The sequence below is a fragment of the Nocardiopsis sp. NPDC057823 genome, from assembly GCF_042797335.1.
In the GTDB taxonomy this organism is placed as follows: Bacteria; Actinomycetota; Actinomycetes; order Streptosporangiales; family Streptosporangiaceae; genus Nocardiopsis; species Nocardiopsis changdeensis.
Window position 1 is genome coordinate 23,544 of the sequence record NZ_JBHVLR010000001.1, and the last position, 15,262, is coordinate 38,805.

General features: G+C 74.0%; 16 protein-coding genes and 2 pseudogenes. 9 read left to right on the forward strand and 9 right to left on the reverse strand.

Annotated features, from left to right (window positions below):
• Positions 1-15: 15 nt before the first annotated feature.
• The 3 genes from ACFVNO_RS00095 to ACFVNO_RS00105 form a co-directional block, all read right to left on the reverse strand.
• The gene (locus tag ACFVNO_RS00095) at positions 16-804 is read right to left on the reverse strand and encodes a VOC family protein (protein WP_378887979.1); all 789 of its coding nucleotides are present in this window, start codon (positions 802-804) and stop codon (positions 16-18) included.
• A gap of 303 nt (positions 805-1,107) precedes the next feature.
• On the reverse strand, positions 1,108-1,698 hold the full coding sequence (locus tag ACFVNO_RS00100) for a YdcF family protein (RefSeq protein WP_378887982.1): 591 nt from the start codon (positions 1,696-1,698) through the stop codon (positions 1,108-1,110).
• Between the two features lie 36 nt (positions 1,699-1,734).
• Entirely contained in the window at positions 1,735-2,277 is a 543-nt protein-coding gene (locus ACFVNO_RS00105) for a GNAT family N-acetyltransferase (protein ID WP_355267750.1), read from the reverse strand.
• Positions 2,278-2,463: 186 nt separating this feature from the next.
• Here ACFVNO_RS00105 and ACFVNO_RS00110 point away from each other — a divergent pair, with 186 nt between their 5' ends.
• Complete coding sequence (locus ACFVNO_RS00110; protein ID WP_355267748.1) at positions 2,464-2,679, forward strand: hypothetical protein; 216 nt, start codon at positions 2,464-2,466, stop codon at positions 2,677-2,679.
• 78 nt (positions 2,680-2,757) lie between these two features.
• On the opposite strand, the gene ACFVNO_RS00115 is transcribed toward ACFVNO_RS00110, so the two are convergent.
• Positions 2,758-3,384, reverse strand: coding sequence for a response regulator (locus ACFVNO_RS00115; protein WP_378887987.1), 627 nt, complete (start codon positions 3,382-3,384; stop codon positions 2,758-2,760).
• The gene (locus ACFVNO_RS00120; protein WP_355267742.1) at positions 3,381-4,637 is read right to left on the reverse strand and encodes a sensor histidine kinase; all 1,257 of its coding nucleotides are present in this window, start codon (positions 4,635-4,637) and stop codon (positions 3,381-3,383) included. The genes ACFVNO_RS00115 and ACFVNO_RS00120 overlap by 4 nt, the downstream gene beginning before the upstream one ends.
• Positions 4,638-4,757: 120 nt before the next feature.
• Here ACFVNO_RS00120 and ACFVNO_RS00125 point away from each other — a divergent pair, with 120 nt between their 5' ends.
• Complete coding sequence (locus ACFVNO_RS00125) at positions 4,758-5,951, forward strand: acyltransferase family protein (protein ID WP_378887991.1); 1,194 nt, start codon at positions 4,758-4,760, stop codon at positions 5,949-5,951.
• Between the two features lie 172 nt (positions 5,952-6,123).
• Entirely contained in the window at positions 6,124-6,678 is a 555-nt protein-coding gene (locus ACFVNO_RS00130) for a hypothetical protein (protein ID WP_355267736.1), read from the forward strand.
• 195 nt (positions 6,679-6,873) lie between these two features.
• Here the strand turns inward: ACFVNO_RS00130 and ACFVNO_RS00135 are convergent.
• From ACFVNO_RS00135 to ACFVNO_RS00145, 3 genes and pseudogenes are all read right to left on the reverse strand, one after another.
• Positions 6,874-7,008: pseudogene (locus ACFVNO_RS00135) on the reverse strand (LuxR C-terminal-related transcriptional regulator); the annotation flags it as partial.
• Positions 7,009-7,257: 249 nt separating this feature from the next.
• Positions 7,258-7,551, reverse strand: a pseudogene (locus ACFVNO_RS00140) (response regulator transcription factor); the annotation flags it as partial.
• A complete protein-coding gene (locus ACFVNO_RS00145; RefSeq protein WP_378887995.1) occupies positions 7,551-8,858 on the reverse strand; it encodes a sensor histidine kinase in 1,308 nt (435 codons plus the stop codon). The pseudogene ACFVNO_RS00140 and the gene ACFVNO_RS00145, both read right to left, overlap by 1 nt.
• 198 nt (positions 8,859-9,056) lie before the next feature.
• On the opposite strand from ACFVNO_RS00145, the gene ACFVNO_RS00150 reads away from it, so the two are divergent.
• Positions 9,057-9,749 (forward strand): hypothetical protein, encoded by a 693-nt coding sequence (locus tag ACFVNO_RS00150; RefSeq protein ID WP_378887998.1) that lies wholly within the window; start codon positions 9,057-9,059, stop codon positions 9,747-9,749.
• A gap of 120 nt (positions 9,750-9,869) precedes the next feature.
• Here ACFVNO_RS00150 and rraA read toward each other — a convergent pair whose 3' ends face one another.
• Positions 9,870-10,364 carry a ribonuclease E activity regulator RraA gene (gene rraA / locus ACFVNO_RS00155; RefSeq protein ID WP_355267724.1) on the reverse strand — a complete coding sequence of 165 codons (495 nt, stop codon included), beginning with the start codon at positions 10,362-10,364 and terminating at the stop codon, positions 9,870-9,872.
• Positions 10,365-10,761: 397 nt separating this feature from the next.
• On the opposite strand from rraA, the gene ACFVNO_RS00160 reads away from it, so the two are divergent.
• The 5 genes from ACFVNO_RS00160 to ACFVNO_RS00180 all read left to right on the forward strand — a co-directional run bounded on the left by ACFVNO_RS00160 (position 10,762) and on the right by ACFVNO_RS00180 (position 15,109).
• Positions 10,762-11,442 carry a phosphatase PAP2 family protein gene (locus ACFVNO_RS00160; RefSeq protein ID WP_355267721.1) on the forward strand — a complete coding sequence of 227 codons (681 nt, stop codon included), beginning with the start codon at positions 10,762-10,764 and terminating at the stop codon, positions 11,440-11,442.
• A 164-nt stretch (positions 11,443-11,606) separates the two neighbouring features.
• Positions 11,607-12,902, forward strand: a complete 1,296-nt coding sequence (hemL, locus tag ACFVNO_RS00165) for a glutamate-1-semialdehyde 2,1-aminomutase (RefSeq protein WP_220564572.1) — start codon at positions 11,607-11,609, stop codon at positions 12,900-12,902.
• A gap of 89 nt (positions 12,903-12,991) precedes the next feature.
• Entirely contained in the window at positions 12,992-13,627 is a 636-nt protein-coding gene (locus tag ACFVNO_RS00170) for a histidine phosphatase family protein (RefSeq protein ID WP_220564573.1), read from the forward strand.
• A 205-nt stretch (positions 13,628-13,832) separates the two neighbouring features.
• Positions 13,833-13,931: a 30S ribosomal protein bS22 gene (locus ACFVNO_RS00175; protein ID WP_017621272.1), complete on the forward strand. Its 99-nt coding sequence runs from the start codon at positions 13,833-13,835 to the stop codon at positions 13,929-13,931.
• A 218-nt stretch (positions 13,932-14,149) separates the two neighbouring features.
• A complete protein-coding gene (locus ACFVNO_RS00180; protein ID WP_355267717.1) occupies positions 14,150-15,109 on the forward strand; it encodes an NAD-dependent epimerase/dehydratase family protein in 960 nt (319 codons plus the stop codon).
• Positions 15,110-15,262: the final 153 nt, after the last annotated feature.

The following is a 15,262-nucleotide window of genomic DNA, read 5'->3' on the forward strand; positions in this document are numbered from 1 at the left end:
CCGACGGACCCCGGGTCAGGCGGGGGAGGGGCGCAGCAGCACGAACGGGTTCCCGTCGGGGTCGGCGCAGGCGGACAGCCGGCCGACCCCGGGGGCGTCGTCGGGCGCCATGTCCACCCGGCCGCCGGTCTCGGGGACCAGGGCGGCGGTGGCGTCCACGTCCTCGACCTGGAACACGGGGTGCCAGTCCCCGCCGCCCACGGACTCCGCCGTGCCGGGGTCGACCTGCGCGATGCCGCTGTGCGCGCGGTCCTCGTCCAGGCCCTCGGGCCTGACGGTCAGGTAGGTGCCCCCGCCGGGCAGCTCGAAGGGGCCGAACTCCCAGGGGAAGAGCCCGCCGTAGAACCTCCGGGCGCCCTCGGCGTCCGGGGTCCACAGCTCGGCCCAGACGAGGGTCCCGGGCTCGTCCACGGTCTCCATGCCGGGGAAGGAGAGCGGCTGCCAGAGGGCGAACCGCACCCCCTGCGGGTCGGTGCACTGCGCCATCACGCCCATGCCCATGACGTCCATCGGGGGGAGGTCGACCGTGCCGCCCAGCTCGGCGACGCCCCGGACGTACTCCTCGGCGTCGGGGGCCTGGAAGTAGAGCGTCCAGGAGGGCCGCTGCTCCTCCTCCATGAGCGGCCCGGCCCCGCCCACGGTCCGCCCGCCGGACTTCAGGAGCAGGTAGCCGCCGGTGTCCGGGCCCGCGGACTCGGCCTCCCAGCCGAACAGGCCGCGGTAGAAGGCCAGGGACCTGTCGAGGTCGGAGGCGCTCAGCTCGATCCAGCAGGGGGAGCCGGGGCGGTAGTCGGTCGTGATCATGGCGGTGGCCTCCGGTGGTCGGGTGCGTTGCGCGGTGCCATCTGCGAGTCTCACCCGGACCGGCCACAAGGCGGGGGAGGTCGGCGGCAAAGTTCGCACAATCCCGGGGAGGGCTCCCCCGCGGCCGTGCACCGTCGCGGCCTCGGGGCCCACGGGCCCGTCCGGTACCGGCAGGTCGGTCCTGCCGCCCTCCTGGATCCCCGTCTCACGCCGTGACCGTGCGCCGCCATCCTGACGGCCGGGGAGGACACGGTCCGCCGCAGGCCCCGCGCCGTTCCGCCGGGACCGGGGGCGGAGCGGGGGTCAGCGCCGGTAGAGGGCGAACAGCGGTTTCAGCCACAGGAGCTCGCCCGGCCGGTGGTCCCGCGCGGGGCGCAGCCGGGCGGCGACCTCGGGGGCCTGCTCACGCAGGTAGCGGCGCCCCTTGCGGGCGTGGAAGGTGGTGGAGGCGATCTTGACGACGGGGAAGGAGTCGATCATGGGGAGGGTGAGGGCGATGTTCTCCCAGGTGCTGGTGGCCTTCTCCTCCAGGAGGACGTCGCCGGGGTCCACGCCGAGGCGCCCGACGGCGTAGTCGGCCATGACGGCGGCCTCGGAGCGCCCGGCCCGGGGGCGGCGGGGACTGGTGCCGGTGAAGACCAGGACGCTGCGCCCGGCGCGGGGGTCGCGCGAACGCAGGGCGATCCGCGTGCGGTAGCGCTGCACCAGGCCGGGGCGGTCGCCGCGCCGGCTGGGGAAGCCCAGGACGACGATCGCCTCGTCGGCTCCGGGGGAGACGGGGGGAGCGGCGGCCGGGTAGTCCTGCCGGGAGACCCGCCACAGGGTCCATTCGCTCCAGAGGAGGACGGCCCCGGCGGCGGCCGCGGCACCGAGCAGCAGGCGTGTGCGGTTCATGGGAGGGAACCTACCGGCGCCGCCCGGGCCGTCGGCTCAGCCCTGCGCGTTCGCCTTCCACTCCTCGGCGAGGAGGCCGAACAGCACCTGGTCCAGGAACTCGCCCAGGACCCAGGACGAGGAGCGCAGCACGCCCTCGCGGACGAAGCCGTTCTTCTCGGCGGCGCGCATCATCGCGAAGTTGTCCTCCAGCGTTTCGATCTGGAGGCGGTGCAGGCCGCGGACGGCGAAGCCGTAGTGGCAGAGCACCGCGACCACGTCGGTGCCGTAGCCCCTGCCGCGGGCGGAGGGGCGCAGGCCCATTCCCAGGTGCGCGGAACGGCTGTGGCCGTCGATGCCCCACAGGGTGGCGGTGCCGAGCAGTTCGCCGCCGTCCAGGTCCACGACGGAGAACGTGGCCGTGTCCCGCGCGGTGTCGTCCACGTTGACCAGGGAGTGCTTGGAGCCGGGCATGACGGGGCGCCAGGGGCTGCCCTGGACCCGCGAGTGGATGACCACGTCGTCGTAGAGTTCGGCCTGGAGGACCGGGTTGTCGTCCTCGTGTCGGGCCCGCAGCCCGACCTTGGTGCCTGTGAGCATGGGGGACTTCCTACCGGAGCGCCTCGGGTGGTCGCAACCGTATTAGCCCTCTGTGTCCTTTTCGGGTGGCGCCGCGTCCGCCCTCCCGCGCCGGGCGCCGGTCACGTCACCTTTGCCCTGACGTTCTCCTACCTTGGCGCTGAACCGGGCAGTGGCATCCGACCGGCAACGAAAAGGGGAGGCATCATGATCGCGAAGCTGTCCGAACTCGGCGTCACCTCCGAGATGGCCTACGCCGCCGGCGTCGCCAGCATCGGCGCGTCCATCCTGAGCTGGGTCGTGTCCAAGAAGAAGGAGGACGCCGGCACCGACCGGGCGGACCGCTGGGGACTCTTCGTCGGCGAGTGGGCACCGACCTTCTTCGCCCTGGGCATCGCCCTGCGCCTCGAAGAGAACAAGTGACCATGGCACCTGTTCCCGGGCGCGGCCCGTCCTGACGGGCCGCGCCCCCGTGCGGGCGGGTCCCGGAACCGGAGCGGCTCAGATGATCCCGCGCTCCCAGCCCACCCGCACGGCGGCGGCGCGGTCGCCCACCCCGAGCTTCTTGTAGATGTGCAGCAGGTGCGTCTTGACCGTCGCCTCGCCGATCCCCAGGTGCCTGGCGACGGCACCGTTCGTGAGCCCTTCCGACACCAGCCGCAGCACGTGCACCTCCCGGTCCGTCAGCTCCGCCTCGTATCTGCGGCCCGCCAGCGCCGCGAGCGCCGCCGCGGTGAGCACCGGCCTCCCCGCCGCGACGTCGTGCACGGCGCGGACCAGCTCCGCGCGGCGCGCGTCCTTGAGCAGGAACCCGTCGGCGCCCGCCGTCATCGCCCGCCGCACGTCCCGGTCGGTGTCGTACGTCGTCAGCACCAGGATCCGGGGCCGCGTCGGATGGGCCCCGCGCAGCTCGGCGATCGCCTCCACCCCGTCCCCACCGGGCATCCGGAGGTCCATCAGCACGACGTCCGGGTCGCTCGACCGCACCACCGCGACGGCCTCCCGCCCGTTCGCGGCCTCGCCGACGACCTCGATGCCCTCCTCGCCGCCCAGGATGCCGGCGAGCCCGTCCCGGACGATCGGGTGGTCGTCCGCCACCACGACGCGCACCGCGCCCACCCCGCTCACACCGGCACCGCCGCGACCACCCGGCACCCCTGCCCCGCCCGGCTCTCGACCTCGAACGCCCCGCCCACGGCGGCGACCCGGCCGGCCATCCCCGCCAGCCCCTGCCCGCGTCCGCGCGCGGCGGCCGCGGCCGGATCGAACCCGTCCCCGTCGTCGGTCACTGTCAGCTCCACCCATCCCTCCCGTTCCCCGCGCCGCCCCAGCACGAGCCGCACCGTCGAGGCCCCGCTGTGCCGGGCCGCGTTCGCCAGCGACTCCTGCGCGACCCGCAGCAGCACGTCCCCGTGCCGGGCGGAGTCCGGCGCCCCCTCCACGTCCAGTTCCGCGACGATCTGGTGCGTGCGCGCCCAGTTCCTCGTGAGATCGTGCAGGGCCTCGGTCAGCGTGTGCCCGGACAGCTCCCGCGGCGCCAGCGCGCGCACCGCCCGGCGCGCCTCCACCAGGCAGTCCCTGGCCGCGGTCTCCGCCCGTTCGATCCGCTCCCCGGCCGGCGGGTCCACCGGGCCGATGGCCTCCAGCTGGCTGATCACCCCGATCAGCCCCTGCGCGACGGTGTCGTGGATCTCGCGGGACAGCCGGGCGCGCTCCTCGCCGATCCCCGCCTCACGCGCCTGTTCGAGGAGCCGGTGGTGCAGCGCCAGGTTCTCCTCGTGCACCGCGGCGAGTTCGAGCGCGACGCGCTCGCGCTCCGCCACCTGCCGCTCCCGCTCCCGGGCGAAGTGCAGCATGACCATGCCGATCCCCACGTTGACCGCGGCCAGCGCCAGGTACAGCCACGGCAGGTCGGACACCCCCGGAATGCCGCCGCCCTGGCCCACCGCGGTGACCAGCCCGGTCGCGACCGCGGCGACGACGACCTGGCGCCGGCGCAGGTACCGGTCCGCGTCCAGGTACCCGGCGAACGCGGCGATGCAGACGAACGGGTTGAGCAGGGACGCCACCAGCGTGACGGCGAGGTTCGCCGCCACCGCCGCGACCGCGAACCTTCCGCCCTGCGCGATCCGGTCCCCGTAACGGAGCTCGCCGAGGCGGGCCGCGAACAGCACAGCGGTGGGGACCAGCGACCAGGCGAACACCGCCGGTTCGATCACCGGGCCGGTGATCGCGGCACCGAAGAGCGCCGACACCACCGGGAGCGCCGAGGGGACCAGCCGGACCAGGGACGCCCACCTCGGAAGCGGGTCCCCGGGCCCGGCGCTGTCGCCGTGGCCCGTCGGGTCCGCCGCACCGACGGTACGTGACGCGGTGTTCATGGCAGCATTCTCCCCGCTCCCGGCGCCGCCCGGAAGCGCCCGCGGGTCCACCGATCGGTGGATGCCGCGGACGCCGATCGGCCGAACCCGGCGGGCGTTCCGGCTCCTAGCGTCGTGTGCATGACCCCTCACACGGCGGGCGCCGGGTCAGGCTCGGCGCGAACCCGCATCCACGGCCTCGACGCGCTGCGCGCGTTCGCCCTGCTGCTCGGCATCGTGCTGCACTCGCTCCTGCCCTTCGCGCCGGAGATGCCCTGGCTCGTCAACGACACCCGCACCTCGCCCGCCGCGTTCGTGGGCGTGTACGTGATCCACCTCTTCCGCATGGCGCTGTTCATGATGCTGGCCGGCTACCTCGGCCGCATGGTCCTGACGCGCCGTGGAAACCGGGCCTACCTCCGGGACCGCACGGTTCGCATCCTCCTGCCGCTGTTGGCCTTCTGGCCGGTCTCGGTGTTCTCGCTCGGCGTCCTCGCCACCGTGGCCGCGGCGCAGGGCGGGGGAGCGGCCCCCGAACCCCCGCCGAGCGACGCGCCACTGGTGCTGCTCATGTTCACCCCGGGGCAGCTGTGGTTCCTGCTGGTCCTGTTCGAGGTCGTCCTGGTCGTCCTCGCCGCGCGGGCCGTCCTGCTGCGGCTGCTGGGCCCGGACCGTGCCGGGCGGTGGTCCGCCCGGATCGGCGTCCTGCTGGCCGCTCCGGGGGGCGTCCTGCTGGCGGCGGTGCCGTACGCCGCCGCGCTGCTGATCCAGGGGACGGACCCCGCCCAGGGGATCAACGCGCCCGTGACGGTCCTGCCGGAGGCCGCGCCGCTGATCGGCTACCTCGGCGCCTTCCTGGCCGGCTGGTTCCTGCACGCCGCGCCGGGGTCGCTCGCCTGGCTGGCGCCGCGCTGGCCGCTGCTGCTGGCCGCGGCGGTCCTCGGCACGGTGTCCATGCTGCTGCCGGTCGCCGCGGACCTGCCGCTCGCGGTCGGGTCGGTGGTCGTGGCGCTCACCGGCCTGCTGTGGACCTACGGCCTCACCGCGCTCATGGTCAAGGTGTTCTCCCGGGAGCACCCGGCGATCCGGTACCTCGCGGACGCGTCGTACTGGATGTACCTGATGCATCTCCCGCTGCTGGTCGCCATCGAGATCCCGCTGGCCGGCCTGGACTGGCCGGTCGCCGCCAAGCTCCTGCTGAACTGGGTGGTGACGACGGCCCTGCTGCTCGGGAGCTACCAGCTGCTCGTCCGCCGCACCGTGCTGGGCCGCTGGCTGAACGGCCCGCGCCGGCGTCCCGCCGCCGTACTCCCGACGGGCTCCCGCGGTACGTGAACCGCCGCCCCCGAACGCGGATCACACCGGTCACGACGAACCCTCCGGCCGGCGTCGCCCCGGCCTCCCCGGGGCCTGCCGGAGGGGACACCGGGCGGATAGGATGCGGCGGATCGAGAGTGCACAGCGCCGTGAACCCCGTCTCCGGTTCCCGGAACGAGAACGGAGAAACGTGGCCAGCAGTTACGACTACCAGCTTCCGTTCCACATCAACCAGGTGTGGGACATGCTCCCCCACGCGGTGCAGCGCACCAGGGGGTCCTCGACCCGGGGCAACCCGATGCCCGGCGGCGGTTACCGGTACACGTTCTCCACCGACTTCAACCTGGTCAGCTACGGGCACAACGTGTACATCGAGCTCTCGCCCCACCCCCAGGGCACGAACCTCCGGGTCACGCCCAAACTGAAGTTCGGCCTCGTCGACTTCGAGGGCTCCGACATCGCGGCCAGCCTCCGCGACCACCTCTTCAACATGCTCCGGCACCAGGGCGGCAGGCCGCCCGGCCAGGGCGCGCCCGGGCCGGCCCCGAACGGGCAGGGCCGTCCCGGACCCCCTCCCGCGCACGGCGGCCACGCCCCGCCGCCGCAGGGCCACGGCCGGCCCGGTCCGCCGCCCGCCCAGGGCGGCTACGGCCCGCCCCCCGGGTACGGCCACCCCGGTCCCCCGCCCGGGCACGGCGGCTACGGGCCTCCCCACGGCCAGGGCGGGTACGGCCCGCGCCGGTAGCGGAACGGGACACGGCCGCGGCGCCCGCCGCGGCCGTTCGCCGGTCCGGTCCCGGGAGCGCCCCGTCGAAGCCGTCGCCGTGCCGCCCTGAAAACCATGGGTCATGGGATTCGGCCGTATCTTCGGAAGTCCGGTCGAGACCTGGCACGCACCCGCCCGGACTCTCCGCGGCGAAGCCCCGAACCGGGGTGCCGGTCAGCGGTCGCCGTCCCCCCGTTCCCGGACCCACAGGGCCAACCGGGTCCGGTCCCGCAGCCCCAGCTTGCGCAGGATGTTCGTGACGTGGTTGCGCGCGGTGCCGTCCGTGATGAACAGGCCCCGGGCGATCTCCCGGTTGGTGGCCCCCGCGCCGATCATCCGCGCCACCTCCCACTCCCGCTCCGACAGCGGCGGCCGCGCCGGCTCCGCCCCCCGGGGCGGAGCCTGTGCCGCGGCGGCCTCCGTCCCCCCGCCCAGGGACGCCACCAGCCGCTCCGCGGCCGCCGTCCCCAGCACCGTCTCCCCGCGTGCCACGCGTTGCAGCGCCGACACCAGCTCCTCCGGCGGCACGTCCTTGAGCAGGTGGCCGCGCGCCCCCGCCCGCAGGCATCCGAAGACGATGTCGTCGTCGTCGAACGTGGTCAGGACGAGCGCCGGCACGTCCGGGTACTCCTCCCGCATCCGACCGATCAGCGTCGGCCCGTCCATCCGCGGCATGCGCGCGTCCACCAGCGCCACGTCCGGCAGCCCGCCCGCCGCGGCCCCCGCCAGGAACTCCAGCGCCTCCAGCCCGTCCCCGACGTCCCCCGCGACCTCGATCCCGTCCTCGAACTCCAGCAGTTTGCGCAGCCCGCGCCGCAGCAGTACCTGGTCGTCCACGATGAGCACCCGCATCAGGCACCGCCCGCATCGCGCGTGCCGTGGTCGGCGGCGCCCGCCACGGGCACCTCCACACGCAGCCGGAACCCCGCCCCGGTGTTCTCCGCCGCCAGCTCTCCGCCCACACGCCCGACCCGTTCCGCCAGACCGCGCAGCCCGAACCCGCCGCGCACCTCCTCCACCGGAGCCCCCCTCCCGTCGTCGGTCACCGACACCGCCACCGTCTCCGGAGCCACCTCGACCTCCACCAGGACCGCCTCACCGCCGGAGTGCCGCATCGCGTTCGTCAGCCCCTCCTGCACCGTCCGGTAGCACACCAGCTCCGCCTCCTCCGTCAGCGCCGGCCACTCCCCGCCCCGCTGCTCGAACCCGATGCGCATGCCCCCGCCCTGGAACGACTCCGCCAGCGACCGCATCGCGCTCGCCCCCGCCCGCCCCTCCAGCGCCAGCGGCCGCAGCGCCCGCACCCAGCGGCGGGTGTCGGTCAGCGCGTCGCCGGCCAGAGCCCGCGCCTGCGCGACCTCCTCCCACGCCTCCTCCGGCCTGCCGGCCTCGCGGAACCGGAGCGCGTTCGACAGGCACAGCGACAGGGCGGTCAGGTGGTGCCCGGTGCTGTCGTGCATCTCCCGGGACATGCGGGCGCGCTCCTCGGACACGGTCAGCTCCCTGATCCGGTCCGTGCTGCGCCGCAGCTCCCCGTGCGCCGCGGTCAGCTCCCCGTGGGTGCGCTCCAGCTCCTCCAGCAGCTCCCGGGTGCGCCCGGCCCGCTGCGCCGACACCAGCAGGCCCACGGACACCAGGCCCGACGCCACCACGACGAACAGCAGGCCCACCGCCATGATCGCCCCCGCCAGGAGGGGGGTCCCGGGCACGAGCAGTGTCAGCAGCAGGCTGAAGCCGACGACGAGCGCGCCGTAGACGATCCCGCCGGGGACCCCGAAGACGATCACCGCGTTCACCGTTCCCACGCACAGCAAAAGGAAAAGCGCGTGATTGCTGGTGACGAAGGAGGTGAGGGTGAAGACCATGAACGAACCGCTGGCCATTCTGCGCGGCCACGGGGAATGCGGGGACCATGCGAGGAAAGGCCACAGCGCCGCGCAGACGACCAGGGAACCGATTCCCGTCACGACCAGGGAGAGGGTCAGGGGGTCGGCGAGCCCCTCGCCGTCCAGGGGGGCCACGCCGGTCGCGAACACGGCGTAGACGGCCAGGGTGGACAGCACCGAACCCCAGAACAGCAGCCCCACCGCGCGCGGCGGGCGGTCGTCGGCCAGGCTGACCCAGCGGGACAGGTCGGGGAGTGGGGACGGTGCTCTCATTGTCCGGATACTATCCCCGGCCGCCGGGAAAAGGGGATTTCCGGCTGTCACGGATTTCCGGTCCCGCGTACATGACTCCTGTCATATGAGGCCCCGCGGGAATTCGGTGACACCGGCATGACGGCGGGTGGATGTGCCCGTGCGCGGCGTTTTCCTAGGGTCCTTCCCAGAGGACGAAGAAGGAACAGGGAGGAACCCATGGAGAGCACGATCGGCGGCACCGCCGCCGAGACCCCCCGCCCGCCCGTCGTCGGCATGGCCGCCGCGGGCCTCGCGATCGCGGGGATGGCCGCCGTCTCCTGGACGGTCTGGCCGGACCTCGCGGAGATGGTGCACGGCGGCAGGTACAACCTGGACGGCAGCCCGAACATGGTGCCCCGGTGGCTCCTCGCGGGCGCCATCCCCTTCACCACGGCCCTCATCGCGGTGATCCTGAGCGCGGCCCCGGCCCTGAGCGCCAGGATCCAGGACGCGCTGGACCCGCCGGTCCGCAGGACCGCGCGCAGCACCACCCGCGCCATGAACGCCGTCCTGGTCCTGCTCTCCCTCTTCATGCTGGCCGTCCACGCGATCATGGTGTTCAACGGCGCCGGCCGGGACATCCCGACCACGAAGCTCGCGGGCGCCGCGGTGGGAGTGCTCCTCGTCGGGCTCGCGCTGGTCGTGCCCCTGGTGGAGACCGCCGGGGACCGGAACTCCGCGCTCTCCCGCTGGTGGGCGGACACGCGCTGGCCGACGGCGGCGGGGATGGCCGCCGTGGGGGTCGTCCAGACCGCCGTCGCGCTCCTGGTCGACAACGGCCTCCTGGTCGCGATGGTCCCGCTGCTGCTGCTCCCGGCGATGGTGCTGGGGGCGGTGTCCCCCCTGCTGAAGCGCCGCCGGCGCGACTGACGGGAACGCCCTGGCACGGGCGCGGAGCGAACGGCGGGACTCCTCCGAGGGGGCCCGCCGTTCGCTCTGCCGCGCGTGCGCGGGCCGGGCCGCGGCCGCGCGTCCTCCCCGCCGTCCGGGTCAGATCCTCTCCGCGTTGACGACGATGCCGTCCTCGTCGCTGTACAGCCACTCCCCGGGGACGAACGTGACGTCCCCGAAGGACACCGGGGCGTCCAGCCGCCCGGCGGCGTCCTTGGCGGACTTGCGCGGGTTGGAGCCCAGCGCCTTGACCCCCAGCTCCAGCGCCCCGAGCGCGACCGTGTCCCGCACCGCTCCGTGGACGACCACTCCGGCCCAGCCGTTGGCCACCGCGGCCTCGGCGATCATGTCGCCCATCAGGGCCGAACGCAGCGATCCGCCGCCGTCCACCACCAGTACGGCGCCCCCGCCGGGGGTGTTGAGCACCTGTTTGACCAGGCCGTTGTCCTCGTGGCACTTGACGGTGCGGATCGGGCCGGAGAACACGGCCCTGCCGCCGTACTGCCGGAACTGCGTGGAGCAGCTGCGCAGGGTGTCGCCGTGGTCGTCGATGAGGTCCGCCGTGGTGAAGTCCGCGGCGCTGTGCTCGGTCATGTCGGCTCCGATCCGGGGTGAAGCGGGTGGACGCCACTCAAGCTACCCAGGAGTAGTCCCCCGCCCCCGCCCGGCACCCCGGATGCGCGCCGCGGTGGGCGCCCCGGCGCTCCGGCGGTGCCGACGGCCCCCTTTCGGCGGTGACCGCCTCCTCCGCCCGCCCACCCCTTCGTGCCGGTCCGTCCATGTCCGGTTCATCCTTTCGTGGGGAACCCCCGTCTCTTTCGTCGATCCCGGCCCTCACGGGCCTTGAAGCCCCCGTTCCGGTGTCAGGATGGAACCTCGGAAGTCACCGAATCGTGGAGATAGCGTCACCTTTCGGTCGACCCGTCGACCCCACGTCGCGAATCCTCCCCCGCACTCGCGCGACCCTCCCCGACGACACCCCTGGAGAGAGATGGTCTCCGAGATCTTCGATATCAGTGCCGCCTGGTCCCGGGCCGTGATCGAGTTCGCCGCCGGACTCGACCCCCGTGTGCAGGAGGCCGCCCACATCGGCACCGACCTGTTGCTCGTGGTCTTCGCCGTCCTGTTCCTGGCCGCCTGGTGGCGCGCCCGCTCCGTCGACTCGCGGCTGGTGGGCCTGGCGCTGTTCGCGCCGGTCGCCACCGTCATCGCCTACGGCGTCAGCCGCACCGTCAAGTCGTTCGTCGAGCAGCTGCGGCCCTGCCAGGCCATGACCGACCTGACCACCATCGCCACCTGCGACCCCGTCGGCGACTGGTCCTTCCCGAGCAACCACGCCGCGATCGCGGGCGCCGCCGCCGCTGCGGTCGTCATCGCCTGGAAGCGCATGGCCCCGGTCGCCGCGGCCGTCGCCGTCCTGGAGGCGTTCTCCCGCGTCCTGGTCGGCGCCCACTACCCGCACGACGTCGCCGTCGGCCTGCTGCTCGGCGCGACCGTCGCCACCGCGGTCTCCCTGGCCATGGCCCGCCCCCTGACCGCCCTGGTCGACAGGGCCGCCGGGAACGCGCTCCTGCGCCCCCTGGTCCGCTCCGCCGCCGCCGACGCGCCCCGCCCCGGCGGTACGGACGACGACACCTCCTCCACCGGCCCCCGCTCCTACGCCGGCGTCTGACCCGCCCCGCCCCGCACCCCCGGCGCCCCGGCCCCTCCCGGCCGGGGCGCCGCCGCGTCCGCGCCCTCCGCGGCGGGTGAGGCGGGGCGGATGGCCGAAGGCGGTCGCGCCGGTGCGGGGCGGGTCACGGTTCCGCCGCAGGACACAGCTGACACACTGGTGAGGTGGGTACTCAACAGACTTCAGCAGAGCTCTTCGAGCGGGCCACCGCCGTCGTCCCCGGCGGGGTCAACTCCCCGGTGCGCGCCTTCGGCGCCGTCGGCGGCACCCCGCCGTTCTTCGTCAAGGGCGAGGGGCCCTACCTCATCGACGCCGAGGGCCGGCGCTACGTCGACCTCGTCTGCTCGTGGGGGCCGCTCGTCCTCGGCCACGCGCACCCCGACGTCGTGGCCGCGCTGCACGGCGCGGTGGACTCCGGCACCTCCTACGGCGCCCCCACCCCCGGCGAGGTCGAGCTCGCCGAACTGATCGTCGAGCGCACCCCCGTGGAGAAGGTCCGCCTGGTCAACTCCGGGACCGAGGCCACCATGTCCGCGATCCGCCTGGCCCGCGGGTTCACCGGGCGCAGCAAGATCATCAAGTTCGCGGGCAACTACCACGGCCACGTGGACTCCCTGCTGGCCGCCGCCGGGTCGGGCCTGGCCACGTTCGCGCTGCCCGACTCCCCGGGCGTCACCGGGGCCAGCGCCGCCGACACCCTGGTCCTGCCCTACAACGACATCGAGGCCGTCGAGCGGGCCTTCGCCGAGCACGGCGAGGACATCGCCTGCGTCATCGCCGAGGCCTGCCCCGCCAACATGGGCGTCGTCCCGCCGCGGGCCGGGTTCAACGAGCAGCTCAAGGGCATCGCCCACTCCTACGGCGCGCTGCTCGTCCTCGACGAGGTCCTCACCGGCTTCCGGGTCAGCGCCTCCGGCTGGTACGGCCTGGAGGGCGTCGCCCCCGACCTCATGACCTTCGGCAAGGTCATGGGCGGCGGCCTGCCCGCCGCCGCGTTCGGCGGCCGCGCCGAGATCATGGACCGCCTCGCCCCCGGCGGCCCCGTCTACCAGGCGGGTACCCTTTCCGGGAACCCGCTGGCCACCGCCGCCGGACTGGCCACCCTGCGCGGGGCCACCCCGGAGGTCTACGCGCACATCGACCGGGTGTCCGCCCAGGTCGCGTCCGAGGTCTCCAAGGCCCTGAACGAGGCCGGCGTGGCGCACCGGGTCCAGGGCGGCGGCAGCCTGTTCACGGTGTTCTTCACCGACGCCGACGTCGTGGACTTCGACACCGCGCGCACCACCGACACCGCGGCCTTCGCGGCCTTCTTCCACTCCATGCTCGACCAGGGCGTCTACCTGCCGCCCGCGGCCTTCGAGGCGTGGTTCTTCTCGGCCGCCCACGACGAGGCGGCGGTCGGGAAGGTCCTGGAGGCCCTGCCCGCCGCGGCGCGGGCCGCGGCACAGGCACAGGGCTGACCCGCCGGGTCCGCACCGAGACCCCCGGCGCCGCCCCGCACACCGGCCCGCCGGGCCCCACCAGATCCCCGAAGGAAAGACATTCGACCATGACGACGACCACCGTCGTGCACCTGCTCAGGCACGGCGAGGTGTACAACCCGGACAAGGTGCTCTACGGCAGGCTCCCGGACTTCCACCTCAGCGAACGCGGACAGCAGATGGCCGAGATGGCCGCCGAGTGGTTCGAGGGCCACGACATCGCGGCCCTGTACTCCTCGCCGCTGGACCGGACCCAGGAGACCGCGGTCCCGCTCCAGAAGATGCTCGACCTGCCGGTCACCCTGGACGACCGCCTCATCGAGGCGTCCAACAAGCTCCAGGGCATGTCGCTGTCCCGCAGCTCGGTGCGCGACCCGCGGGTGGTCAGCCGGATGTACAACCCGTTCCTGCCGTCCTGGGGGGAGCCGTACAAGGAGATCCTCGCGCGCATGGTCTCGGCCATCAAGGTCGCCCGCCGCGCCGCCTGGGGCCGGGAGGCGGTGTGCGTCAGCCACCAGCTGCCCATCTGGATGTCGCGCCGCGCGGCCGAGGGCAGGCGCCTGTGGCACCGCCCCGACCTGCGCGAATGCAACCTCGCCAGCGTCACCTCGCTGACCTTCGTCGACGAGCGGCTGGCCAGTGTCAGCTACGCGGAGCCCGCGGCGTCCCTGTACGTCGAGGGCCCCTCCGTCCCCGGGGCCTGACCCGGAGCGCGCACCCGGAGCGGTAAGCTGGGCCTTCGGGTGCGGTGGGCGCACGTCCGTCGGCGGCCGTCCCAGGACGGGCCCCGACCCCGCGGTCCGCGCACTGCGCGCGATCCCGGGGCCCCGCGCACCCGAACCCCTTGCCGGATCCGCCACGGCGGTGCGGCATGCTCTGTATCCATCGTCAGCGAGAGGGTGATCCCTGATGGGTTCCGTCATCAAGAAGCGTCGCAAGCGCATGGCGAAGAAGAAGCACCGCAAGCTGCTCAAGCGCACGCGTATCGCGCGTCGCAACAAGAAGTAGTACCGTCGCGGCGATCGTCGTCTCTCCGCGGGCGTGGGCGTGCTCCGTCATGTCCCGGACGCGGAGAAATTCCCTATTTCGGCGATGCCTCGACCAACGTGACGGAATTTTCCGGTCGGGACATCGTTGTGTCTCACGGGTCGCGGCCACCGCTTCACCCCCGCGGTGAACGGTCCGCGCACCGTCACTCATCGTCTCCTTCCAAGGAACGTGTCGCCATGGCTCGTGTCGTACTCGTCACCGGGGTGTCCAGCCCCCTGGCCGCCAGGGTCGCGCAGGCCCTGGGTGCGGAGCCCGGTGTACGCCGGGTGATCGGCGCCGATTCGGCGCCGCCCGCCGCCACGACGGGCTTCGACTACACCCATGTCGACCTGCACGACGAAAGCCTGGGACAGATCGTCACCGACTCCGGTGCCGATCTCGTCCTGCATCTGGGGCTGGACAACGCGCACAGCGCCCACCGCGAGGAGAACGTCCTGGGGACGATGCGCGTGCTGACCGCCGCGCAGCGCTCCACGACGGTCCGCCGCCTGGTGGTCCGCTCCAGCGCCACCCTGGACGCCGACGACGCGGCCGAGGTCGAGCGGCACACCCGCGGCCTGCAGCGCCGCCGCCCCGACCTGGAGGTGGCGGTCCTGCGGTTCGCCAACCTCATCGGGCCGGGCGTGGACACCCCGCTCACCCGCTACCTCGACTCCCGGGTCGTGCCCACGGTGATGGGCAGCGACCCGCGGGTGCGCTTCCTGCACGAGGACGACGGCGTCGAGGCCCTGGTGCGCATGGCGCTCAGTGACGGCACCGGGTTCTTCGACGTGGCGGGCAAGGACAGCGTCCCGCTCTCCCACTGCCTGCGCCGCATCGGCGGGCACCGGTTCCCGGTCCCGGCCTCCGGGCTGCGCGTGCTGCGCGGCGTGGCCCGCCGCGGCCGCATCGACTACGCCACCGCCAGCGCCGCGCGCGCCGTGACCGCGGGCCTGGCCGCCTCCCTGAACACCGGTGAGCTGGAGCGGGTCCTGGAGTGGATCCCGGCGCACAGCTCGGCGGAGGCCTTCGAGTCCTACGCCGACGCCCGCGGCCCCCGCCGGTCCCCCCGCCGCCGCGACGGCGGCCGCCCGCGGAGCGCCCGCCTGCGGCCGGTCCACGTGCTCGCCCTGGCCAAGACCACCCTGGGCCGCTGACCCGGACTCCCCGCCCCGTCCTCCCGCCCCGCCGCCGCATGCCCGTCCGGCATGCCCCCGCACCGATCGGCGTCCTACCTCACCGCACTGCGCCGCCGTGTGCACGCCCTGCCACCCCGCGCGTCGTGTGCCCGCCCCGGAGGCCTGTACCGG

Bases quoted from the DNA above. Each gene is read 5' to 3' on its own strand.
- ACFVNO_RS00105 (WP_355267750.1), bottom strand. From the start codon at position 2,277: ATGCTCACAGGCACCAAGGTCGGGCTGCGGGCCCGACACGAGGACGAC.
- ACFVNO_RS00120 (WP_355267742.1), bottom strand. From the start codon at position 4,637: ATGAACACCGCGTCACGTACCGTCGGTGCGGCGGACCCGACGGGCCAC.
- ACFVNO_RS00180 (WP_355267717.1), top strand. From the start codon at position 14,150: ATGGCTCGTGTCGTACTCGTCACCGGGGTGTCCAGCCCCCTGGCCGCC.
- ACFVNO_RS00110 (WP_355267748.1), top strand. From the start codon at position 2,464: ATGATCGCGAAGCTGTCCGAACTCGGCGTCACCTCCGAGATGGCCTAC.
- rraA (WP_355267724.1), bottom strand. From the start codon at position 10,364: ATGACCGAGCACAGCGCCGCGGACTTCACCACGGCGGACCTCATCGAC.
- ACFVNO_RS00095 (WP_378887979.1), bottom strand. From the start codon at position 804: ATGATCACGACCGACTACCGCCCCGGCTCCCCCTGCTGGATCGAGCTG.
- ACFVNO_RS00150 (WP_378887998.1), top strand. From the start codon at position 9,057: ATGGAGAGCACGATCGGCGGCACCGCCGCCGAGACCCCCCGCCCGCCC.
- ACFVNO_RS00160 (WP_355267721.1), top strand. From the start codon at position 10,762: ATGGTCTCCGAGATCTTCGATATCAGTGCCGCCTGGTCCCGGGCCGTG.
- ACFVNO_RS00100 (WP_378887982.1), bottom strand. From the start codon at position 1,698: ATGAACCGCACACGCCTGCTGCTCGGTGCCGCGGCCGCCGCCGGGGCC.
- ACFVNO_RS00145 (WP_378887995.1), bottom strand. From the start codon at position 8,858: ATGAGAGCACCGTCCCCACTCCCCGACCTGTCCCGCTGGGTCAGCCTG.
- ACFVNO_RS00125 (WP_378887991.1), top strand. From the start codon at position 4,758: ATGACCCCTCACACGGCGGGCGCCGGGTCAGGCTCGGCGCGAACCCGC.
- ACFVNO_RS00170 (WP_220564573.1), top strand. From the start codon at position 12,992: ATGACGACGACCACCGTCGTGCACCTGCTCAGGCACGGCGAGGTGTAC.
- ACFVNO_RS00175 (WP_017621272.1), top strand. From the start codon at position 13,833: ATGGGTTCCGTCATCAAGAAGCGTCGCAAGCGCATGGCGAAGAAGAAG.